At 61.5% G+C, this 21,064-nt stretch carries 18 protein-coding genes and 1 pseudogene; 6 read left to right on the plus strand and 13 right to left on the minus strand.

What is annotated here, in order from left to right; translation table 11 throughout:
• Nucleotides 1–40 precede the first annotated feature (40 nt).
• The 3 genes and pseudogenes from ubiB to ubiE all read right to left on the minus strand — a co-directional run bounded on the left by ubiB (nucleotide 41) and on the right by ubiE (nucleotide 3,036).
• Nucleotides 41–1,645 carry a ubiquinone biosynthesis regulatory protein kinase UbiB gene (gene ubiB, locus QZH45_RS02845; protein ID WP_024779927.1) on the minus strand — a complete coding sequence of 535 codons (1,605 nt, stop codon included), beginning with the start codon at nucleotides 1,643–1,645 and terminating at the stop codon, nucleotides 41–43.
• Nucleotides 1,642–2,266, minus strand: a pseudogene (locus tag QZH45_RS02850) (ubiquinone biosynthesis accessory factor UbiJ). The gene ubiB and the pseudogene QZH45_RS02850 overlap by 4 nt, the downstream one beginning before the upstream one ends.
• A complete protein-coding gene (gene ubiE / locus QZH45_RS02855; RefSeq protein ID WP_024779926.1) occupies nucleotides 2,266–3,036 on the minus strand; it encodes a bifunctional demethylmenaquinone methyltransferase/2-methoxy-6-polyprenyl-1,4-benzoquinol methylase UbiE in 771 nt (256 codons plus the stop codon). Before ubiE ends, QZH45_RS02850 begins: the two are co-directional and overlap by 1 nt.
• A gap of 140 nt (nucleotides 3,037–3,176) precedes the next feature.
• Between ubiE and QZH45_RS02860 the strand changes: the two genes are divergently transcribed.
• The 3 genes from QZH45_RS02860 (at nucleotide 3,177) to QZH45_RS02870 (ending at nucleotide 5,032) form a co-directional block, all read left to right on the plus strand.
• Nucleotides 3,177–3,452, plus strand: coding sequence for a polyhydroxyalkanoic acid system family protein (locus QZH45_RS02860; RefSeq protein WP_024779925.1), 276 nt, complete (start codon nucleotides 3,177–3,179; stop codon nucleotides 3,450–3,452).
• A 247-nt stretch (nucleotides 3,453–3,699) separates the two neighbouring features.
• Nucleotides 3,700–4,122: a phasin family protein gene (locus QZH45_RS02865; RefSeq protein WP_024779924.1), complete on the plus strand. Its 423-nt coding sequence runs from the start codon at nucleotides 3,700–3,702 to the stop codon at nucleotides 4,120–4,122.
• Nucleotides 4,123–4,132: 10 nt separating this feature from the next.
• Nucleotides 4,133–5,032 carry a phasin family protein gene (locus QZH45_RS02870; protein ID WP_024779923.1) on the plus strand — a complete coding sequence of 300 codons (900 nt, stop codon included), beginning with the start codon at nucleotides 4,133–4,135 and terminating at the stop codon, nucleotides 5,030–5,032.
• A 164-nt stretch (nucleotides 5,033–5,196) separates the two neighbouring features.
• Here the strand turns inward: QZH45_RS02870 and QZH45_RS02875 are convergent, their stop codons facing one another.
• The 10 genes from QZH45_RS02875 to QZH45_RS02920 form a co-directional block, all read right to left on the minus strand.
• On the minus strand, nucleotides 5,197–5,817 hold the full coding sequence (locus QZH45_RS02875) for a TetR/AcrR family transcriptional regulator (RefSeq protein ID WP_055135753.1): 621 nt from the start codon (nucleotides 5,815–5,817) through the stop codon (nucleotides 5,197–5,199).
• A 60-nt stretch (nucleotides 5,818–5,877) separates the two neighbouring features.
• Nucleotides 5,878–7,560, minus strand: a complete 1,683-nt coding sequence (phaC, locus tag QZH45_RS02880; protein ID WP_055135754.1) for a class II poly(R)-hydroxyalkanoic acid synthase — start codon at nucleotides 7,558–7,560, stop codon at nucleotides 5,878–5,880.
• A gap of 109 nt (nucleotides 7,561–7,669) precedes the next feature.
• Nucleotides 7,670–8,527 (minus strand): poly(3-hydroxyalkanoate) depolymerase, encoded by an 858-nt coding sequence (gene phaZ, locus QZH45_RS02885; protein ID WP_024779920.1) that lies wholly within the window; start codon nucleotides 8,525–8,527, stop codon nucleotides 7,670–7,672.
• Nucleotides 8,528–8,752: 225 nt separating this feature from the next.
• A complete protein-coding gene (phaC, locus tag QZH45_RS02890) occupies nucleotides 8,753–10,432 on the minus strand; it encodes a class II poly(R)-hydroxyalkanoic acid synthase (protein WP_024779919.1) in 1,680 nt (559 codons plus the stop codon).
• A gap of 274 nt (nucleotides 10,433–10,706) precedes the next feature.
• Entirely contained in the window at nucleotides 10,707–11,084 is a 378-nt protein-coding gene (locus QZH45_RS02895) for a gamma-butyrobetaine hydroxylase-like domain-containing protein (RefSeq protein ID WP_024779918.1), read from the minus strand.
• Between the two features lie 170 nt (nucleotides 11,085–11,254).
• Nucleotides 11,255–12,592, minus strand: coding sequence for an ATP-dependent protease ATPase subunit HslU (gene hslU, locus QZH45_RS02900; RefSeq protein WP_024779917.1), 1,338 nt, complete (start codon nucleotides 12,590–12,592; stop codon nucleotides 11,255–11,257).
• A gap of 44 nt (nucleotides 12,593–12,636) precedes the next feature.
• Entirely contained in the window at nucleotides 12,637–13,167 is a 531-nt protein-coding gene (gene hslV / locus QZH45_RS02905) for an ATP-dependent protease subunit HslV (RefSeq protein ID WP_003186641.1), read from the minus strand.
• Nucleotides 13,168–13,387: 220 nt separating this feature from the next.
• Nucleotides 13,388–14,083: an SPOR domain-containing protein gene (locus QZH45_RS02910; RefSeq protein WP_024779916.1), complete on the minus strand. Its 696-nt coding sequence runs from the start codon at nucleotides 14,081–14,083 to the stop codon at nucleotides 13,388–13,390.
• A gap of 1 nt (nucleotide 14,084) precedes the next feature.
• On the minus strand, nucleotides 14,085–15,821 hold the full coding sequence (gene argS, locus QZH45_RS02915; RefSeq protein ID WP_024779915.1) for an arginine--tRNA ligase: 1,737 nt from the start codon (nucleotides 15,819–15,821) through the stop codon (nucleotides 14,085–14,087).
• 173 nt (nucleotides 15,822–15,994) lie between these two features.
• Nucleotides 15,995–18,214, minus strand: coding sequence for a primosomal protein N' (locus tag QZH45_RS02920; RefSeq protein ID WP_055136208.1), 2,220 nt, complete (start codon nucleotides 18,212–18,214; stop codon nucleotides 15,995–15,997).
• A 279-nt stretch (nucleotides 18,215–18,493) separates the two neighbouring features.
• On the opposite strand from QZH45_RS02920, the gene rpmE reads away from it, so the two are divergent.
• From rpmE to QZH45_RS02935, 3 genes are all read left to right on the plus strand, one after another.
• On the plus strand, nucleotides 18,494–18,712 hold the full coding sequence (rpmE, locus tag QZH45_RS02925) for a 50S ribosomal protein L31 (RefSeq protein WP_024779913.1): 219 nt from the start codon (nucleotides 18,494–18,496) through the stop codon (nucleotides 18,710–18,712).
• A gap of 41 nt (nucleotides 18,713–18,753) precedes the next feature.
• Nucleotides 18,754–19,539 (plus strand): thermonuclease family protein, encoded by a 786-nt coding sequence (locus QZH45_RS02930; protein ID WP_055136209.1) that lies wholly within the window; start codon nucleotides 18,754–18,756, stop codon nucleotides 19,537–19,539.
• A gap of 181 nt (nucleotides 19,540–19,720) precedes the next feature.
• On the plus strand, nucleotides 19,721–20,989 hold the full coding sequence (locus QZH45_RS02935) for a malic enzyme-like NAD(P)-binding protein (protein ID WP_024779911.1): 1,269 nt from the start codon (nucleotides 19,721–19,723) through the stop codon (nucleotides 20,987–20,989).
• Nucleotides 20,990–21,064: the final 75 nt, after the last annotated feature.

Genomic DNA, 21,064 nt, shown 5'->3' on the forward strand with positions numbered 1-21,064 from the left:
AGCTTGTGGCTTGCAGCTTAAAGCTTGCCGCTGATTCGTGCTATCGCCGAACGACCAGATACAAACCAACGATTACCATCACGGCGGCAGGCCAATGCCCCACCTGGGTCAACGGTCCACCAGCCGCCAGTACCGCGCCGCCACCCAGGTGTGCAGCGCCGAGCAGGCGCAGCAACCAGTCGTCCTTGCGGCGTTTCCATGGCGGAGCGGGGTCCTGGGCGTGTGGCTGGGACATGCGTTCGAGCAGGTCGCGGGTCATGTTGGCAAGGTGCGGAATCTGCTCAAGCTGGCTCTGCACGTTGCCCAGCAGGGCCTTGGGGCTGACGCGCTCGCGCATCCAGCGTTCGAGGAAGGGCTGTGCGGTGTTCCACAGATCCAGGTCCGGGTACAGCTGGCGACCGAGGCCCTCGATGTTCAGCAGGGTCTTTTGCAACAACACCAGTTGCGGCTGGACCTCCATGTTGAAGCGTCGTGCGGTCTGGAACAGACGCATCAGCACCTGGCCGAAGGAAATATCTTTTAACGGTTTTTCGAAGATCGGCTCACACACGGTGCGGATCGCCGCTTCGAATTCGTTGAGCTTGGTCTCGGCCGGTACCCAGCCTGAATCGATGTGCAGCTGCGCGACGCGACGGTAGTCGCGCTTGAAGAACGCGAACAGGTTGCGGGCCAGGTAATCCTGGTCCTCGGGCGTCAGGCTGCCGACGATGCCGCAGTCGATGGCTATGTATTGCGGGCTCCAAGGCTGCACGGTGCTGACAAAGATGTTGCCGGGGTGCATGTCGGCGTGGAAGAAGCTGTCGCGGAACACCTGGGTGAAGAAGATTTCCACGCCACGTTCGGCGAGCATTTTCATGTCGGTGCGCTGGTCGGCCAGGGTTGCCAGGTCGGTAACCTGAATACCGTAGATACGCTCCATCACCAGGACTTTGGGGCGGCACCAGTCCCAATAGACCTGCGGTACATACAGCAGCGGCGAGCCTTCGAAGTTGCGGCGCAACTGACTGGCGTTGGCGGCCTCGCGCAGCAGGTCGAGTTCGTCGTAGATGGTTTTCTCGTAATCCAGCACTACATCAACCGGGTGCAGCAGGCGCGCATCGGCGGACAGTCGCTCGGCGGCGCGGGCAAGGATGAACAGCCACGCGAGGTCTTGGGCGATGACCGGCTTGAGGCCCGGGCGGATGACCTTGACCACCACTTCTTCGCCGCTCTTGAGCTGCGCGGCGTGAACCTGGGCCACGGAAGCCGAAGCCAGGGGTTCGACATCGAAACGGCTGAAGACTTCGCTGATCTTCTTGCCCAGTTGCTCCTCGATCAGTGTCACCGACAGTTTGGAGTCAAACGGTGGCACGCGGTCTTGCAGCAGCATCAGCTCATCGGCGATGTCTTCGGGCAACAGGTCGCGGCGGGTCGAGAGGATCTGCCCGAACTTGATGAAGATCGGTCCCAGGTCCTGCAAGGCCAGGCGCAGGCGGGCACCGCGACTCAGGTCCAGCGTTCGGCGGGGGAACCAGCGCCACGGCAGTGCGAATCGCAGTGCCAGCAGAAACCAGGGCAGAGGCAGGGCGAACAGCAGGTCATCGAGGCGGTAACGGATCACGACGCGCTGGATGCGCAACAAACGGCGGACGGCAAGCAGCTTCATGCGTTATCGCTTGGTTTCAAGGGATCGGGAAAGGCGCTCGAAACGCGCCTCGAGACGTTCCAGATCAAGTTTGATCCGGTCCAGTTCACTAAAACGGGCTTCGGCCTCGCGTTTTCCTACGAGCGTACGCGATTCTTCGGCCAGGTATTCACTCAGATTCTGCCCCAGGCTGGCGAACCCCTGTCGATACCAGCGCGTGCGGCTGCGCAAATGGCCGCTGATCAACTGGGTGGCAACCGGGCCGAGCCAGCGGGACATCTCGTATTCCCAGTCCAGCTCCAGGTCCTGCAGGATGGCCGCCAGGTCCAGCAGCGCGCCGCTGTCGCCTTCAAGTTCGACGTCGGGGCTGTGCAACACCGCAGTCTTGTCCTTGCTCAGGGCCAGGTTCAGCAGGCTCGAGGCCGGGGCGCGCAGGGTGCAATCCGCCTCGGCCTCCCAGTGGGTGGCGAGCATCAGGCCTTCGTCGCTGGGCAGGATAAACAACTGCAACGCCGGGCTGCGGCAGTCGACGGCAATCACCTTGCCGCCCAGATTCGCCAGGCGCGCCAGCGCCGTGCTGTCCAGGCGCAATATCCGGTTGATGCCGAGTTCGACGCTGGCGAGCAGGCCGGCGAGCAGCATCAGGGCTTGATACCGCGGTGCAGGGCCACGATACCCGAGGTCATGTTGTGGTAGGTCACGCGGTCGAAGCCCGCCTCGACCATCATCGACTTCAGGGTTTCCTGATCCGGGTGCATGCGGATCGATTCGGCCAGGTAGCGATAGCTTTCCGCATCGTTGGTGATCAGTTTGCCCATCAGTGGCATGAAGGCAAACGAGTAGGCGTCGTAGGCCTTGGACATCAGCGCGTTGGTGGGCTTGGAGAATTCCAGCACCAGCAGGCGGCCACCGGGTTTGAGCACCCGCAGCATCGAGCGCAGGGCGTCTTCCTTGTGGGTGACGTTGCGCAGGCCGAAGGCGATGGTCACGCAATCGAAGTGGTTGTCCGGGAAGGGCAGTTTCTCGGCGTCGGCCTGGACGAACTCGACATTTCCAGCCACCCCCAGGTCCAGCAGACGGTCGCGACCGACCTTGAGCATGGATTCGTTGATGTCGGCGAGCACCACGTGGCCGGTCGGCCCAACGATGTGGGAGAATTTTTTCGTGAGGTCTCCCGTACCGCCGGCGATATCCAGCACGCGATTGCCGCTACGCACGCCCGACAGCTCGATCGCGAAGCGCTTCCACAGGCGGTGCATGCCGCCCGAGAGCAGATCGTTCATCAAGTCATATTTGGCGGCTACCGAGTGGAAAACCTCAGCGACTTTTTCCGCCTTCTGGCTTTCCGGCACGTTCTTGAAGCCGAAGTGAGTGGTGGGTTCGGCATCGCTGCCTTTGCGCTGATCAGTCATATCGCTGTCACCAAAAAAGAATGCGGGACATTCTAATCCCGGTGGAGGGCTTTGTCTTGGCAAGGCTGAAGGTAAGATGAACCACCGCCGGGACGTTTTGACGCAGTCCGGGCAATTGCCGATATAACAGGAGTCAGCAAATGGCCAAAATCAGTGTTGAGCGTACCCATGACCTGGGCAAGGAAGCGGCCCGCGCGAAGGCCGACCAGTTGGCGCAGAAATTATCCGACAGCTATGGCCTGAAGCCGCAGTGGGTTGGCGACACGCTGGAGTTCAAGGGTTCCGGAGTCGAGGGCGCGGTGGAGGTCGGCGAGGACCTGATCCGCGTCGACGTGAAGCTGGGCCTGTTGATGTCGGCCATGAGCGGGATGATCAAGACGGAGATTGAAAAGGCGCTGGATAAGGCGTTGGCCTGACACCGTACGCATGCCTGGCACTTCCTCCTGTGGGAGCGAGCCTGCTCGCGATGGCGGTGGGTCATTCAATGATGATGTTGTGACTGTGAAACCGCCTTCGCGAGCAGGCTCTCTCCCACAGAGAAAGTCAGTGCTTTCAATTTGTGTGAGTTGTTAGGGTGCCGTTTCTAATTATTCTCCCTACTTTGTGCCTGAGCCCGTCCGCATGCGGGCAGTTCCTCCAACCTGTTTTCCAGTGAGGTGCACCATGGCCAAAGTTATTCTGAAGAAAAAAACCGACGTTGAATCTTCCACGCTCAGCGACGTGAAAACGTATGCGCGCAAGATCTGGCTGGCTGGCCTGGGCGCCTACACCAAGGTCGGCCAGGAAGGCAGCGAGTACTTCCAGGAGTTGGTCAAGGCTGGCGAAGTTGTTGAAACCAAAGGTAAAAAGAACATTGCCGGAAAACTTGAAGCGGCCAACAGCGAACTGATTGAAGCCAAGGCCGACGTCAATACTTTCAAGGCCCGGGTTGAAGTACAACTCGATAAAGTCGAGAAGGTATTCGATGCCCGTGTTGCAAGTGCCTTGAATCGTATCGGCATTCCGTCTAAACATGACGTTGAGGCACTCTCTGCCAAGCTCGATGAGCTGACGGCACTGCTCGAACGTGTGACGCGTAAACATTAAGGAGAACGGGATGGCTGGCAAAAAAACAACCGAAAAAGAAAGCAGCTCGTGGGCCGGGAAGATTGAAAAATACTCCCGCAAAATCTGGCTTGCTGGTTTAGGCGTGTACTCGAAGATCGACACTGACGGCAGCAAACTCTTCGAGTCCCTGGTTAAGGACGGTGAAAAGGCCGAAAAACTCACCAAGACGGCGGTCGGCAAACAAGTCGATGCCGCCAAGGGCTCTGCCGAGTCCGCCAAGTCGCGAATGAGCGGCGTGAAGGATCGTGCGCTGGGCAAATGGGACGAACTGGAAGGTGCTTTCGACAAGCGCCTGAACAGCGCGATCTCTCGCCTGGGCGTGCCAAGCCGCAATGAAGTCAAGGCATTGCACAGTAAGGTCGACACGCTGACCAAGCAGATCGAAAAACTCACCGGGGCGAAAGTCGCGCCGGTGGCAGCCAAGACTGCAGCGGCCAAGCCGGCCACCAAAACAGCAGCCAAACCATTGGTTAAAGCAGCGGCAAAAACCGTTGCCAAACCTGCAGTAAAAGCTGCGGCCAAGCCAGCTGCAAAAACCGCTGCGGCCAAGCCTGCTGTCAAAGCAGCAGCCAAACCGGTAGCGGCCAAAGCGGCAGCCAAGCCTGCAGCGGCCAAACCAGCGGCGAAGCCTGCGGCAAAAACCGCGGCGGCGAAACCTGCTGCGAAACCGGCGGCCAAGCCCGCGGTAAAAGCAGCAGCCAAACCTGCCGCCGCGAAAAAGCCTGCCGTGAAGAAAGCGACCGCGCCAAAAGCAGCGGCACCCAAGGCACCGGCAGCCGTCGCAAAACCGGCGACCCCGACGAGCACGGCAAATTCCGTCTCGGCTCCGACTCCGGTTGCCACCCCGACTCCAGCGCCGGCTCCATCGACGCCTACCAGTCAGTCCTGATTTTCAGGGCACACACAAAACGCCCGGCCTGCGAAGGTCGGGCGTTTTTTGATGGGTAGCAAAAGACCCTTGTGGGAGCGGGCTTGCTCGCGAAGGCGGTGTTCCAGTCACTATGATGTCGGCTGAGATACCGCCTTCGCGAGCAAGCCCGCTCCCACAGTTTGTTATTCGTGGTCTTCCAGATACCTCAACGCCAACCGCTCGGTCGTCGCCTTGGCCGCGGGCAGCAGGTGCGGGGCCACCAGCATCATGATCTGATAGACCACCAGTCGGACCTCCCCTTCGCGATCAAGAATCCGCTGGTAGTCCAGCGAGAACAGCAACGTCAGGGTGATCTGCTCCACCAGTTGCCCCAGGGCCTGGGTGCCGCTGACCAGGAGTCCTTGGGCCTTGAGTTGTGCCAGCAGGGATGCGAGGGTCCGTTTCAGGGCATTGAGCAACTGACGGATACCCTTGGCCAGTTTCGGCAGGCGTCCAGCCAGGTTCGATAAGTCCTGGAACAGGAACCGGTACTGAGCCAGGCGTTCGACGATCAGGTGCAGGAACAGCCAGTAATCTTCCGGCGCCAGTTGTGCATCGGCGGGGGGGTTCAGCAGCGGTGACAGTTCTACCTGGAAATGCTCGAACAGCCCCAGGATAAGGGGCTCCTTGCCATGGAAGTGGTAATAGAGATTGCCGGGGCTGATGCCCATTTCGTTGGCGATCTCCAGTGTGGATACGTTCGGTTCGCCCTTTTCGTTGAACAGATGCAGGGCGCACTCAAGAATACGGTCGCGGGTTTTCATCCGGTTTTCTTAGTGGTGGAGTCGTGCCACGGCCGATAGCTCGACCGTGGAGTGAGGCATTCAGCGCACGCGTACATAGGTTCCGGGTGCCGCCTCCAGTGGTGGGTATTTTGCATTGCCCAAGGTCATCCGGGTTTCACGGCGGGCACCGGAGCGCGCCTGAATCCAGTCCAGCCATTGAGGCCACCAGCTGCCATCGACGTGTTTGCCATCGTAGTACCATGCCCGTGGATCGCCACTCAACTGCGGGTTCTCGACGTAATTGGCCTTGGGATTGCCCGGCGGATTGATGATGCTCTGGATGTGACCGCTGTTGGAGAGCACGAAGCGTCGCTCGCCTCCCAACAGCAGGGTCGAACGATATACCGCGTCCCATGGGGTGATGTGGTCGTTTATACCGGCCACGCTGAAACTGTCCACCGTCACCTTTTGCAGGTCGATCGGCATGCCGCACACTTCCAGCGCCCCGGGACGGGTCAGTGGGTTGTGCTTGAAGAGGTCCAGCAGATCGCCGTGATAGGCCGCCGGCAGGCGGGTGGAGTCGTTGTTCCAGTAGAGGATGTCGAAGGCCGGCGGCTCCTTGCCCAGCAGGTAATTATTGATGAAGTAATTCCATACCAGGTCGTTGGGCCGCATCCAGGCGAATACCCGGGCCATGTCACGGCCATCGAGGATGCCTTTCTGGTAGGAGCGGCGTTTGGCGGCTTCGAGGGCCTGCTCGTCGAGGAACAGGGTGGCCGCGCTGTCGATCTCGCAGTCCAGCAGGCTTACCAGGTACGTCGCGCTGGCGACCCGGCGCAGTTGGCGCTTGGCTTGCAGATGGCCCTGCAGGGCGGCGATGGTCGTGCCGCCGGCGCAGGCCCCCATCAGGTTGACCTCACGGGCACCGGTGATCGCCCGGCAGACGTTCATGGCTTCTTCGGTCGCCTCCACATAACTGGAAAGACCCCACTCGCGGTGGCGCACGTCCGGGTTGCGCCAACTGATAATGAACACCTGCAGGCCATTCTTCAGAGCGTACTGGACGACGCTGTTGGAAGGGGTCAGGTCGAAAATGTAGAACTTGTTGATCTGCGGCGGCACGATCAGCAACGGCTTGGCGTATTGCTTTTCGCTCATGGGCCGGTATTGGATCAGCTCCAGCATTTCATTGCGAAACACCACCGCACCGGTCGTGATTGCCAGGGTCTTGCCGACCTCGAAGGCATGGGGCGTGACCTGCCGTGGCATCCCATCGTTGTGCAGCAGGTCGTCGACCAGGTGGCTGATGCCGCGGATCAGGCTGGTGCCGCCGGAATTGAAAAACTCCTTGACCGCCAGCGGGTTGAGCAAGGTGTTCGAGGGCGCTACGGCGTCGTTGAGCAAGGAAAAGGCGAAGTGCGCGCGTGCATGATCATCAGGCGTCATGTCGCAATCGTCGATCCAGCTCCTGACCTGTTTCTGCCAGCTCAGGTAGGCCTGCAGGCTGCGACGGTAAAAAGGGTTGAGCTCCCAGGTGGGATCGGCGAAGCGCTTGTCCTTGGGATTGGTGGGGTGCAGGGTTTCCCCCAGCAACACACGGCCCAACTGACCGCCCAGCTTCAACGCGTGCCGGGCGCTGTGCATCGGGTTGCGCAAGCCGTAGGCGGCGACGTCGCGCAGGGTGGACAACAGGTCCTTGCCGCGTAGGCCGGTGACCGCACTTTGCGCATTGATGAAGCTGGCAGGGGCGGGGGTGGAATTCTTCGCCGGTTTGTCGCGCATGAGTCAACTCCTTCATCATCAGGCTAAAAACAAACACACCGAACCAGACAACATAGTCGCTGTTTCGGAAGTTGCGCGTTCCGGCTTCCTGCCAGGCGCGATGGGGTCGTCAGCCACCACCCTGTGGTGTGGGATGCGGATGCATGACCGCACGCTGACGTTCTTCTTCCAGGAATTTCATGATGATGGGCGCCACGGCCTCGGCCCGGGTGATCAGGAAGAGGTGGCCGTCATCGATGATGTGCAACTGTGAGTTGGGGATGCGCCAGGCCAGTATGCGCATGTTGATCAATGGAATCAGCGGATCGTCGTCCCCGGCCAGGATCAGGGTCGGCTGATGGATCTTGTGCAGCCAGTGGATACTGGTCCAGCCCAGGCCGGCGAACAGTTGCCAGTAATAACCGAGCTTGCCCGCCGAGCGGACCCTGGCCGCGTGGCTGGTTGCCAGGTTCGGGTCGCGGCGGAACGAGCCGCCGTAGATCAGCGGCGCGATGCGCAGCACATGGGAGGGCTGAACGTAGCGCCTGGGGCTGGCCATCATCCACAGTACCTTCGGCTTGCCCGGCACCATCACCGCTCCGGCGGCCGTGGCCGCCAGGATCAGTTTCTTGCAGCGCTCCGGGTAGTCGTGTGCGAACTGCTGGGCCAGGGCACCGCCCCAAGACACACCGACCACGCTGACCTGACCGTAATCGAGGTAATCGAGCATACGCGCGGCCAGCTTTGCCAGGCCGGGAAAGCGATAGGGCCGGCTGGGTGTCGATGAACCGCCGACACCGGGCACATCGAAGGCAATGACTTCCAGGTCCGGGTCCAGGGCCTCGATGAACGGGAACACCAGCTCCAGGTTGGCGCCGATGCCGTTGAAAATCAGCAGGGGCGTCAAGTGAGGCTTGCCGGGGCGTACCGCGGTGCGCAAGGTCTGGCCATCCAGATCGACGGTACGGAAGATGTACGGTTGCGGCATGCTTCAAGCCCTGTGGGTTATGTCGCTATCTTTCATTTTTCCCCCGAGTCCTTGTGGGAGCGAGCCTGCTCGCGATGGCGTCGGGTCAGTCGGTATGGATTTGACTGATCTGGCGCTATCGCGAGCAGGCTCGCTCCCACAGGGGATTTGCTGCGGGTATGGGATTGGGTTCGCAGCGAGCGAGCCCTGCCTCACATCAGGATATCGGCAGGCCAGTCGCATCCGTTACCGCTCATGCACGTACGTGCCAGGCGCCGCTTCACCCGCCACGTAGGTCTTGTTGCCCAGGACGGTGGGTGCCTTTTTCAGTTTGCCCGAGCGCTCGGCCTGCCAGGCCTGCCAGTGCAGCCACCATGAATCGGTATGCTTGGTGGAGTTTTCCTGCCAGTCCTCGGCCTTGGCGGGCATGTCTTCACTGGTCATGTAGCGCGACTTGGGGTTGCCCGGCGGGTTGAGGATGCTCTGGATATGACCGCTGCTCGACAGCACGAAATCCACTTTGCCGCCGAACAGTTGCGCCGACTTGTAGCAGGACTTCCACGGCGTGATGTGGTCGTTGGTGCCCGCAAGGGCAAAGATGTCGGCGGTGACCTGCTTGAGATCGATCGGCGTGCCGCACACTTCCAGTGCATTGGGCCGGGTCAACGGGTTGGTCTTGAACATTTCGATCAGGTCGCCGTGGAATGCCGCCGGAAGCCTCGTGGTGTCGTTGTTCCAGAAGAGGATGTCGAATACCGGCGGCTCGTTGCCCAGCAGGTAGTTGTTGACCCAGTAGTTCCAGATCAGGTCGTTGGGGCGCATCCAGGCGAAGACCTTCGCCATGTCGCGGCCTTCGAGCACACCCGCCTGGTAGGAGTGGCGCTTGGCGGTTTCGAGGGTCTGCTCGTCGACGAACAGCGCCACATCGGTGTCCAGGGTGGTGTCGAGCACGCTCACCAGCAGGGTCAGGGCGTTGACTTTCTTCTCGCCGAGAGCGGCGTAATGGCCCAGCAGCGCGGTGCAGGTGATGCCACCCGAACAGGCTCCCAGCATGTTCACGTCCTTGCTGCCGGTGATGGCCGTGACGACATCCACCGCTTCCTTCAGCGCCTCGATGTAGGTCGACAGGCCCCATTCGCGCTGTTCCTTGGTGGGGTTGCGCCAGCTGACGATGAAGGTCTGTACATTGCTGCGCAGGCAGAAGCGCGCCAGGCTCTTATCCGGGCTCAGGTCGAAAACATAGAATTTGTTGATCTGCGGCGGGACCACCAGCAGCGGTCGTTCGTGGACCTGCTCGGTGATGGGGCGGTACTGGATCAGCTCCAGCACGTCATTGCGAAACACCACCGCGCCTTCGGTCACTCCCAGGCTCTTGCCGACTTCGAATGCGCCCATGTCCACCTGGCTCGGCATCCCGCCATTGTTCACCAGGTCCTTGGCCAGGTGTGACAAGCCGTCCAGCAGGCTCTTGCCGCCGGTTTCGAAGAAACGCTTGACCGCTGCCGGGTTGGCCGCCGAGTTGGTCGGCGACATGGCTTCGGTCATCAGGTTGATCACGAAATGCCCGCGGCTGATGTCCTGGGGCGTCAGGTTGCTGTCATCGATCCAGGCGTGCAGCTCCTTGCGCCATGCCAGGTAGGTCTGCATGTAGCGTTTGTAGAGCGGGTTCTGGCTCCATGCCGGGTCGTTGAAGCGGCGGTCATCGGCGGCAGGCTGCAGCTCTGACTTGCCAAACAGGACATTCTTGAGCTCGGCACCGAAATGGGCGACATGCCTGGCGCTGTGCAGCGGTTGCTTGAGAGTCTGGGCCAGCACCATGCGAGCAGAGGCCAGCAGGTCTTTTCTGCGCAAGCCGACGACAGGATTCAACCCCAGGGTATTTTCCGAGGCCTGGTACTTCAGGTCATCGTTGTTCTTGTTGCTCATCTACGACGCTCCATTGTCAGACGAGTACCGGGACCGTGCCGCAAAGCCACACAGCCAATACCAGGTACGCTGCTCGGGTGACCGTTAATTCCGCATCGTGGCCAATGAGGAAACATGTGCAAGGGAACTCGCAGGTTCCTTTGCAGGGAACTTGCCAGCTCCATTGGTTACCCGAGTTTAATTTTTTTCGCAAGCAGGCCAGTCATTGACCTTGCCGGGTAGACATTCAAGCAGATGACTCTAGAAAATTCGCCCTAAAGCGCCAGCCCTTGAGCTAGAGCATCAGCTTGACGACGGACTCGCTGGGGTCGCGGGTTTTTCCGGCGGCCTTGAGCTCGGCAAGATAATCGCTCCACAAGTCGTCCTGGCGCACTGCCAACTGGTACAGGTACTCCCAGGTGAACAGTCCGCTGTCATGACCGTCGTCGAAGGTCAATTTCAGTGCGTACTGGCCGGCGGGTTCGATCTTGGACAAGCCAACGTTGAGCTTGCCATATTGCAGAATGGGTTTGCCGTGGCCCTGGACCTCGGCGGAAGGCGAATGCACCCGCAGGAATTCGGCGGGCAGATGGTACTCCTCGTCCGGCGCGTATTTCAGCGTCAGGGTCTTCGAAGCTTTGTGCAGATTGATGGCGGTGGGGAGTTTGGTCATGGCCTGTGGTCCGTAGCTGAAAGAACCCTGATCTACGCAGCGACACCGTCAGATGTGGGAGCGAGCCTGCTCGCGAAGGCGCAGTGTCAGCCAACAATGATGTGACTGATACCCCGCTTTCGCGAGCAGGCTCGCTCCCACACGGAACTGCGCATGCCTGTAGTGATGGGTTACAGGATATACCGCGACAGGTCTTCGTTCTGCGCCAATTCACCCAGGTGGCTGTTGACGTACTCGGCGTCGATGAGGATAGGCGCTTCGTCATGTTTGCTCGCCAGGTCACCGGCGCTGAACGACACTTCCTCGAGCAGGCGCTCAAGCAGCGTGTGCAGGCGGCGAGCACCGATGTTTTCGGTCTTCTCGTTGACCTGCCAGGCGATCTGCGCCAGGCGCTTGATGCCTTCCGGCGTGAACTCGATGTTCAGGCCTTCGGTCTTGAGCAGCGCGCAGTACTGTTCGGTCAGGGAGGCATGGGGTTCGCTCAGGATGCGTTCGAAGTCTTCCGGCGACAGCGCCTTGAGCTCCACACGGATCGGCAGGCGGCCCTGCAGTTCCGGCACCAGGTCACTTGGCTTGCTCAGGTGGAAAGCGCCGGAGGCGATGAACAGGATATGGTCGGTCTTGACCATGCCCAGCTTGGTGTTGACCGTACAACCTTCGATCAGCGGCAGCAGGTCGCGTTGCACGCCCTCACGGGAGACATCGGCACCGCCGACATTACCGCGCTTGGCAACCTTGTCGATTTCGTCGATGAACACGATGCCGTGTTGTTCGACGGCTTCCAACGCCTTGGCCTTCAGTTCTTCTTCGTTGACCAGACGGCTGGCTTCTTCATCGCGCACCAGTTTCAGCGCTTCCTTGACCTTGAGCTTGCGGCTTTTCTTCTTGCCCTTGCCCATGTTGGCGAACAGGCTTTGCAACTGGTTGGTCATCTCTTCCATGCCTGGCGGCGCGGAAATGTCGACGCCGGCCATTTCGGCCACTTCGATCTCGATTTCCTTGTCGTCCAGCTGGCCTTCACGCAGGCGCTTGCGGAACAGCTGGCGGGTGTTGGAGTCCTGGGTCGCAGCGGAGTCGGCATTGAAACCCATGCGCGCCGGCGGCAGCAGGGCATCGAGGATGCGTTCTTCGGCCGCGTCTTCGGCGCGGTGGCGGACCTTGGTGATTTCCTGTTCGCGCAGCAGCTTGATGGCGGCGTCGGCCAGGTCGCGGATGATCGACTCGACGTCACGGCCGACATAGCCGACTTCGGTGAACTTGGTAGCTTCCACCTTGATGAACGGCGCATTGGCGAGTTTCGCCAGGCGACGGGCGATCTCGGTTTTACCGACACCGGTCGGGCCGATCATCAGGATGTTCTTGGGGGTCACTTCGACGCGCAGCTCTTCGGGCAGCTGCATCCGCCGCCAGCGATTACGCAGGGCGATGGCGACGGCGCGCTTGGCATCGTCCTGGCCGATGATGTGGCGGTTGAGTTCGTGGACGATTTCGCGGGGAGTCATGGACATAGTAGTTGACGGTCCTCAAGCAAGAATGAGCCGGGGTACGGGCTTCATTCCGCGAGATCCTGCTCCTCAATGGTTTGGGTGTGGTTGGTGAAGACACAGATGTCGCCGGCAATGCCCAGGGCGGTCTCGACGATTTCACGGGCCGACAGGTCGGTCTTTTTCAGCAGCGCACTGGCGGCGGCCTGGGCGTAGGCGCCCCCGGAACCCATGGCGATCAGGCCGTCTTCGGGCTCAACCACATCGCCGTTGCCGGTGATGATCAGCGAGGCGTCCTTGTTGGCGACCGCCAGCATGGCTTCGAGGCGGCTGAGGGAACGGTCGGTGCGCCACTCCTTGGCCAGCTCAACGGCGGCCCTGACCAGATGGCCCTGGTGTTTTTCCAGCTGGCCTTCGAAGCGCTCGAACAAGGTAAAAGCGTCGGCAGTGGCCCCGGCGAAGCCGGCAATGACCTGGCCGTGATACAGGCGGCGGACTTTCTTCGCATTGCCTTTCATCACGGTGTTGCCCAGTGAAACCTGGCCGTCGCCGCCCATGACGACTTTGCCATGACGGCGGACTGAAACGATGGTGGTCAAGGGAAGAGTCTCCACGCAGCGGGGCGAAAATGCCCGGATGAAAACTCATATGGGGGTGACGTGGGGTTTTTCAACTGCGGCGTGGGAGTGGTGACAAGCGGTTCGCCCTACCTGTGGGAGCAAGGCTTGCCCGCGATAAAGTCAACGCAGCTTGCCCTGAGGTCGGAGGCGGCGCATCGCGGGCAAGCCTTGCTCCCACAGAGATAGGTTGCCTGTATGTTCAGCGGCTCTGGCGTTGTTGTAACAACAAGTTGCTGAAGCCGCTGCTGGCCAATTGTTTCTGCGCCTTGGTCAGTTCCTCACGGTTGCTGAACGGGCCGACCATGACCCGGTACCAGGTTTCGTCCTTCACGGTCCCGGACTCCACCGACACGGATTGGCCCTGCAGGATGATCTGCGCCCGGACCTTGTCGGCATCGGCTTCCTTGCGGAACGAACCGGCTTGCAGGAAGAACTTCGTCACCGGCGCGGCTTTCTGCACGGGTGGCGCCGGTGGCGGCGTGATGCCAGCCAGGGCCGCCTGGGCGCGGGCGGTGTCGATCTTCGCGGCTTCGGCCGGGGTGACCGGCGTGGCGGGCACTTGTGGGGTCGGCAGGGTCTTTTCCGGTACCGCTTCGGGCGGCACGATGACTTCCGATTCCGGCAGCAGGGTGTAGAAGTCGTATTTCGGCTTCACCGGTTGCGTCGGGCTCGGCGGGGTCTTGTTGGCCTCGGTGATGCGCGTGGCTTTCTGCTGCTCCTGGCGGACGCGCTTGACGTCATCGCCCTGGCCCGGCTCCAGTTTCATCAGGAACACAATGAAGGCGCCGACGCTCAGGCCTATCGCCATCCACAACCAGCCCGGAATCGGCTTCTTGGCCGGGGCCTGGTAACGACTGGCGCCGCGTTTGGGTGCAGGTTTTTTCTTGGCAGCCAACTTACATGCGCTCCAGCGTTTCCAGGCCCAGCAGTTCCAGGCCTTGCTTGAGGGTGCGTCCGGTCAGCGCGGCGAGGCGCAGGCGGCTCTGCATTTGCTCCGGGGTGTCGGCGCTGAGGATCGGGCAGTTCTCGTAGAAGCTGGAGAACAGACCGGCCACGTCATACAGGTACGCGCACAGGGTGTGAGGCGTGCCCTTGTCAGCGACGTTGTTCAGCACTTCGCCGAACTGCGCCAGCCTCGCTGCCAGCTCCTGTTCGTGAGCGGCCTCCAGCACAATCCGGCCCTCCACTTCATCGAAGCTTTTGCCGAGCTTGCGGAATACGCCGGCCACGCGGGTGTAGGCATACAGCAGGTACGGCGCGGTGTTGCCTTCGAAATTGAGCATCAGGTCGAAGTTGAAGCTGTAGTCGCTGGTGCGGTGCTTGGACAGGTCGGCGTACTTCACCGCGTCGATACCAACGACTTTGGCGATCTGGCGCAGTTCGTCCTCGGCCAGGTCCGGGTTCTTGCCCTTGACCAGGGAGTAGGCGCGCTCCTGGGCTTCGGTCAGCAGGTCGATCAGCTTCACCGTGCCACCGTCCCGGGTCTTGAACGGGCGGCCATCGGCGCCGTTCATGGTGCCGAAGCCCATGTGTTCCATGTCCATCGGATGGGTCACGAAGCCGGCCAGGCGGGCCACTTCGAACACTTGCTGGAAGTGCAAAGCCTGACGCTGGTCGACGAAGTACAGGACCCGGTCAGCCTTCAGCACGCTGTTGCGATAGCGCACGGCCGCCAGGTCAGTGGTGGCGTAGAGGTAGCCGCCGTCGGCCTTGACGATGATCACCGGCAGAGGCTCGCCGTCGGCGGTCTTGAACTGGTCGAGGAACACGCACTGGGCGCCGTTGCTCTCTACCAGCAAGCCCTTGGCCCGAAGGTCGTTGACCACATTGATCAGGTCGTCGTTGTAGGCGCTTTCGCCCATCACGTCGGCCATGGTCAATTTGACGTTCAGCAGTTCGTAGATTTTCTGGCAGTGGGACAGGGAGATGTCCTTGAACTTGCTCCACAGGGCCAGGCACTCGGCATCGCCGGCCTGCAACTTGACCACCAGGCCACGGGCACGGTCGGCGAACTCCGGCGACTCGTCGAAGCGTTGCTTGGCGGCGCGGTAGAAGTTCTCCAGGTCCGACAGTTCGTCGCTCGTGATTGGGTTTTCCTGCAGATAGGCCATCAGCATGCCGAACTGGGTGCCCCAGTCGCCGACGTGGTTCTGCCGGATCACGGTGTCGCCCAGGAACTCCAGGACCCGGGCCACGCCATCGCCGATGATGGTCGAGCGCAGGTGGCCGACGTGCATTTCCTTGGCGAGGTTCGGCGCGGACAGGTCGACCACGGTGCGCTGCAACGGGCCGGCCTTGCGCACGCCGAGGCGTTCGTCGGACAGGGCGGCGTCCAGGCGCGAGGCCAGGGCCTGGGTGTTCTGGAAAAAGTTGATGAACCCGGGGCCGGCGATGTCTGCCTTGGTGACGTTTTCGTCAGCCGGCAGGGCGGCGATGATTTTCTCGGCCAGGTCCCGTGGTTTCATGCCGGCCGGCTTGGCCAACATCATCGCGATGTTGCTGGCGAAGTCGCCGTGGGTCTTGTCGCGGGTGTTTTCGACCTGAATCGCCGGCGACAGGCCTTCTGGCAACACACCTTCAGTGACGAGTTGGGTGATGGCTTGCTGGATGAGCTGGCGAATGGTTTCTTTCATGGTCTTCTCTTTCAACCGCAGGCGCGGCGGCGCTTCGATGCGCTGGTGGAAAAACTGGGCATTATCCGTGGGGAAGACGGGCTTGCCAACTGTAGCGGGTCGGTTGGGTAGCGTGTGCTTGTTTTCCAGGAGATCTGACCCTTGTGGCCATACCCAGTTTCCATTGTGGGGGATCAGTACAAATCCACCGGGTCCACATCCAGCGACCAGCGTACCGCTCGTCCGCTGGGCATCTGTTCCAGTACCAGCAGCCAAGCGCTGAGCAGCCGATGCAACGGTGCCCGGGCATTGGCTTGTAACAAAAGTTGCGCCCGATACCGCCCCGCGCGCCGCTCCATCGGAGCCGGCACCGGCCCCAGCAATTCGATTCCGCTCAGATTCTGCTCGATCAGCAGGCGTTCGGCCTCGCTGCAGGCGTCGTCCAGGAAGCCTTCGGCCTGTCCCGGCTTGTGGGCCTCGGCACGCAGCAGCGCCAGATGAGCGAACGGCGGCAGGCCGGCGCTGCGGCGTTCGCTCAAGGCCTGCTCGGCGAAGGCGAAGTAGCCTTGCTCGGTCAGTTGTATCAGCAGTGGATGGTCCGCCAGGTGGGTCTGGATAATCACCTTGCCCGGCTCTTCGGCCCGCCCGGCACGGCCGGCGACCTGGACGATCAGTTGCGCCATGCGCTCGCTGGCGCGGAAGTCCCCGGAGAACAGCCCGCCGTCGGCGTCCAGGATCGACACCAGCGTGACCCGCGGGAAGTGGTGTCCTTTGGCGAGCATCTGCGTGCCCACCAGGATGCAGGGCTGGCCTTTCTGGATCGTGGCGAACAGCTGGTTCATCGCGTCCTTGCGCGAGGTACTGTCGCGATCCACCCGCAGCACCGGGTAATCGGGAAAAAGAATGCCCAGCCGTTCTTCGGCGCGCTCGGTGCCGGCGCCCACCGGGCGCAAGTCCACTTTGCCGCACTGCGGGCAATGCCTCGGTACCCGCTCGGTGTGGCCGCAGTGGTGGCAACGCAGCTCGCCATAGCGTTGATGGACGGTCATTCGCGCGTCGCAGCGTTCGCAGCCGGACATCCAGCCGCAGTCATGGCACAGCAGGGTCGGGGCGAACCCGCGACGGTTGAGAAACACCAGGACCTGCTGGCCGGCGGCCAATGTCTGGCCGATGGCTTGCTGCATCGGTCCGGAAATGCCGCTGTCCAGTGGACGGCTTTTCACGTCCAGGCGCAGGAACCGCGGCTGCTTGGCGCCGCCGGCCCGTTCGTTCAGGCGCAGGAGTCCGTAGCGACCGGTGTAGGCGTTGTGCAGGCTCTCCAGCGATGGCGTCGCCGAGCCGAGTACGATGGGGATGTCTTCCTGGCGGGCCCGCACCAGGGCCAGGTCGCGGGCGTGGTAGCGCAGGCCTTCCTGCTGCTTATACGAGCCATCATGTTCTTCGTCGATGATGATCAGGCCGGGATTCTTCATTGGTGTGAACAAGGCCGAGCGGGTGCCGATGATGATGTCGGCCTCGCCGTCCCGGGCGGCGAGCCACGCTTCCAGTCGCTCGCGGTCATTGACCGCCGAGTGCACCAGGGCGATCCGGGCGTTGAAACGCTGTTCGAAGCGCGCAAGGGTCTGCGGGCCAAGGTTGATTTCCGGAATCAGCACCAGGGCTTGCTTGCCCGCTTCCAGGGTCTGGCGGATGAGCTGAAGGTAGACTTCGGTCTTGCCGCTGCCGGTGACGCCCGCCAGCAGAAAGGCGTGATAACTGTCGAAGCCTGCGCGGATCGCTTCGCAAGCCGCTCGTTGTTCGGCATTGAGCGGCAGTTCCGGCTGGGCCAGCCAATGCTCGTGACGCGCGCCCGGAGCATGCCGGCGGATCTCCATCTGGACCAGGTCCTTGGCCAGCAGCAGGTCGAGACTGTCCTTGCTGAGCATCAGCTTGCTCAGCAACTGATGCGCCACGCCGTGGGGATGCTGGGCAAGCGTCGCCAGGGCTTCGCGTTGGCGCGGGGCGCGGGCGATGCGCGGGTCATCCAGCGAAGCCCCTGGCGCTACCGACCAGAACCGCTCCTGGCGTGCTTCGGCTGGTTCGCCCTGGCGCAACATCACCGGCAACGCCCAGCTCAGGGTATCGCCGAGGCTGTGCTGGTAGTACTGGGCCGTCCACAGGCACAGCTTGAACAGCGAGGCTGGCAGCGGCGGCGTGGCATCGAGCAACGCCAGGGCCGGCTTGAGCTTGTCGGCCGGGACCTCGCTGTGGTCGGTGACTTCCACCAGGATGCCGATCATCTCCCGCCGACCGAACGGCACCCGCAAGCGCACGCCCGGTTGCAACCGGGCACGCGGGACTCCGGCCGGGGCGCGATAGTCGAACAGGCGGCGCAGGGGCGAAGGCAGGGCGAGGCGCAGGATGGCGTCGGGCACGCGGGGATCTCTGTAACAGAAGGGCTGGATACAGCCTGTGGGAGCGAGCCTGCTCGCGATAGCGGTGGATCAGCAACCTGTACAGTACTGACAAGTCGCCATCGTCGGATCTCCGCCCGGAGCAGGCTCGCTCCCACAGTTGAGGCCGGGAGCCTAGCAGACGGTTGGTACAAGGCATAGCTTGCGTCATCGTCGATGTCTGGTAGAATCCGCGCCCTAATTACGTGCGGTATTCAACAATAGTGTTGGGTGGCGGCACGCTAGCCTGAGGAAAACACCATGAAAGCCGATATCCATCCGGAATACCCAGCCATTGCTGTAACCTGCAGCTGCGGCAACAAGTTCGAAACCCGTTCGACCTACGGCAAAGCCCTGGCGATCGACGTTTGCAACGAATGCCACCCGTTCTACACCGGTAAGCAAAAGACTCTGGATACCGGTGGTCGCGTTCAGAAGTTCGCCGACCGTTTCGGTGCTTTCGGCGCCAAAAAGGCCTGAGACTGATCATTTTGGCGGGTCGTTTCGACGGCTGCGAAGTGATGAAAAAGGCGTCCCTTGTGGGCGCCTTTTTTGTGTCCGCGATTTGGCTGGCCAGCGCCCAGGCCTTCTGTCCTGCGCCCACGGGCGCAACCGAGGTGGTAGTCCGGCGGGTGGTGGATGGCGATACTCTGCGCCTGGCAGATGGCCGCAGCGTGCGCTTGATTGGGCTCAATACACCTGAGCTGGGCCGGCAGGGTCGTTCCGACGAGCCCTTTGCCGTTGCGGCCCGACGTCGCCTGGAAGCCTTGGTGGGTGCCAATGACGGGCGTGTAGCGCTGGTTCCCGGCAGGGACAGCAAGGATCGCTACGGCCGGTCGCTCGCTCATGCCTACGGTGTCGGTGGCCGCAATCTCGAGGCGCAAATGCTTGCCGAAGGCCTGGGTTTCCAGGTGGCTGTGGCACCGAATGTCGCCTTGGCGGACTGCCATCGGGCGGCCGAACGTCAAGCGCGTGAGGCGCGTCTCGGACTATGGGGGCGTTCACCCGTGCTCAAGACCGGGCAGATCAAGGCATCAGGTTTTGCTGTACTGAGTGGGCGTGTCAATGCAGTCAGGCGCAATCGCGGCGGCGTTTGGCTGCAATTGGAGGATTCGGTTGTATTGCGCATTGCGCCCAATCTGCTGGACCGCTTCGACTTGGCTTCGCTAGAGCGTCTTGTCGGCAGGCAGGTCGAGGCTCGTGGCTGGGTGGTGGACCGGTCGCGACGCAGGAGCGCTGAGCCGGGGCAAGGGCGATGGCTGCTGCCGTTGACCGATCCGGCGATGCTGAGTCGGATGCCTGGATGAAAAATTGTAGACATTTTTATTGTTGATTGTATTCATTGAGCCCTTGTGTTTCGCGGCTCTTGGCCCAAAGTCGTAGGGCAGGGCGCTTGACAGCGGTGACCGGTCAGTCTTGTAGGGACTTTGCGAGGCGCGTATCCTCGGCGGTCCGTCTGTCCAACACAGTAAAAAGCGGAATGCCCACATGTCTGATCTGAAAACTGCCGCTCTCGAATATCACGCTAATCCTCGTCCAGGGAAGCTGAGTGTCGAGCTCACCAAGGCCACCGCTACTGCCCGCGATCTGTCGCTGGCCTACAGCCCCGGCGTGGCCGAACCAGTTCGCGAAATCGCTCGCGACCCTGAACTGGCCTACAGATACACCGGCAAGGGCAACCTGGTTGCAGTCATTTCTGATGGCACCGCGATTCTCGGCCTGGGTGACCTGGGTCCATTGGCCTCCAAGCCGGTCATGGAAGGCAAGGGTGTGCTGTTCAAGCGTTTCGCCGGTATCGACGTGTTCGATATCGAAGTCGACTCCGAAAGTCCGCAAGCCTTCATCGACACCGTCAAGCGCATCTCCATCACCTTCGGCGGCATCAACCTGGAAGACATCAAGGCGCCTGAGTGCTTTGAGATCGAACGCGCCCTGATCGAACAGTGCGACATTCCGGTATTCCACGATGACCAGCACGGTACCGCTATCGTGACTGCGGCCGGCATGATCAACGCCCTGGAAATCGCTGGCAAGACCTTGCCTGAAGCCAAGATCGTTTGCCTGGGCGCCGGCGCTGCGGCCATCTCCTGCATGAAGTTGCTGGTGAGCATGGGCGCCAAGATCGAAAACATCTTCATGGTTGACCGTACCGGCGTGATCCATTCCGGTCGCAGTGATCTGAACCAGTACAAGGCCGTCTTTGCCCACGCAACTGACAAGCGCACCCTGGCGGACGCATTGGACGGCGCCGACGTATTCGTCGGCCTGTCGGGTCCGAACCTGTTGAGCCCGGAAAACCTGCTGCGCATGGCGCCGAACCCGATCGTGTTCGCCTGCTCGAACCCGGACCCGGAAATTGCCCCGGAACTGGCTCACGCCACTCGCAACGACGTGATCATGGCGACCGGCCGTTCGGACTATCCGAACCAGGTCAACAACGTACTGGGCTTCCCATTCATCTTCCGCGGTGCCCTGGACGTTCGCGCCAAGCGCATCAACGAAGAGATGAAAGTCGCGGCCGCCAATGCCTTGCGCGAACTGGCCAAGCTGCCGGTGCCTCAGGAAGTCTGCGACGCGTACGGCGGCATCAAACTGGAATTCGGCCGTGAGTACATCATTCCGAAGCCAATGGACGCCCGCTTGATCACCCTCATCTCCGACGCCGTGGCCAAGGCTGCGATCGAGACTGGCGTGGCAACCCTGCCGTACCCGAAAAACTACCCGCTCAAGAGCGTGGATGATGTGTTCAACGGCTAAGCCGTTGTAACGTCTCAATAAAAAACCCCGGCTCCTGTGAGCCGGGTTTTTTTATTGATCGTTCCCACGCTCTGC

Source organism: Pseudomonas corrugata (assembly GCF_050920615.1).
GTDB classification, from domain to species: Bacteria; Pseudomonadota; Gammaproteobacteria; order Pseudomonadales; family Pseudomonadaceae; genus Aquipseudomonas; species Aquipseudomonas corrugata.

What these genes read in the sequence shown, in the direction of transcription:
- ubiB (WP_024779927.1), bottom strand. Translation starts at nt 1,645, where the DNA reads ATGAAGCTGCTTGCCGTCCGCCGTTTGTTGCGCATCCAGCGCGTCGTG.
- ubiE (WP_024779926.1), bottom strand. Translation starts at nt 3,036, where the DNA reads ATGACTGATCAGCGCAAAGGCAGCGATGCCGAACCCACCACTCACTTC.
- QZH45_RS02860 (WP_024779925.1), top strand. Translation starts at nt 3,177, where the DNA reads ATGGCCAAAATCAGTGTTGAGCGTACCCATGACCTGGGCAAGGAAGCG.
- QZH45_RS02865 (WP_024779924.1), top strand. Translation starts at nt 3,700, where the DNA reads ATGGCCAAAGTTATTCTGAAGAAAAAAACCGACGTTGAATCTTCCACG.
- QZH45_RS02870 (WP_024779923.1), top strand. Translation starts at nt 4,133, where the DNA reads ATGGCTGGCAAAAAAACAACCGAAAAAGAAAGCAGCTCGTGGGCCGGG.
- QZH45_RS02875 (WP_055135753.1), bottom strand. Translation starts at nt 5,817, where the DNA reads ATGAAAACCCGCGACCGTATTCTTGAGTGCGCCCTGCATCTGTTCAAC.
- phaC (WP_055135754.1), bottom strand. Translation starts at nt 7,560, where the DNA reads ATGCGCGACAAACCGGCGAAGAATTCCACCCCCGCCCCTGCCAGCTTC.
- phaZ (WP_024779920.1), bottom strand. Translation starts at nt 8,527, where the DNA reads ATGCCGCAACCGTACATCTTCCGTACCGTCGATCTGGATGGCCAGACC.
- phaC (WP_024779919.1), bottom strand. Translation starts at nt 10,432, where the DNA reads ATGAGCAACAAGAACAACGATGACCTGAAGTACCAGGCCTCGGAAAAT.
- QZH45_RS02895 (WP_024779918.1), bottom strand. Translation starts at nt 11,084, where the DNA reads ATGACCAAACTCCCCACCGCCATCAATCTGCACAAAGCTTCGAAGACC.
- hslU (WP_024779917.1), bottom strand. Translation starts at nt 12,592, where the DNA reads ATGTCCATGACTCCCCGCGAAATCGTCCACGAACTCAACCGCCACATC.
- argS (WP_024779915.1), bottom strand. Translation starts at nt 15,821, where the DNA reads ATGAAAGAAACCATTCGCCAGCTCATCCAGCAAGCCATCACCCAACTC.
- rpmE (WP_024779913.1), top strand. Translation starts at nt 18,494, where the DNA reads ATGAAAGCCGATATCCATCCGGAATACCCAGCCATTGCTGTAACCTGC.
- QZH45_RS02930 (WP_055136209.1), top strand. Translation starts at nt 18,754, where the DNA reads ATGAAAAAGGCGTCCCTTGTGGGCGCCTTTTTTGTGTCCGCGATTTGG.
- QZH45_RS02935 (WP_024779911.1), top strand. Translation starts at nt 19,721, where the DNA reads ATGTCTGATCTGAAAACTGCCGCTCTCGAATATCACGCTAATCCTCGT.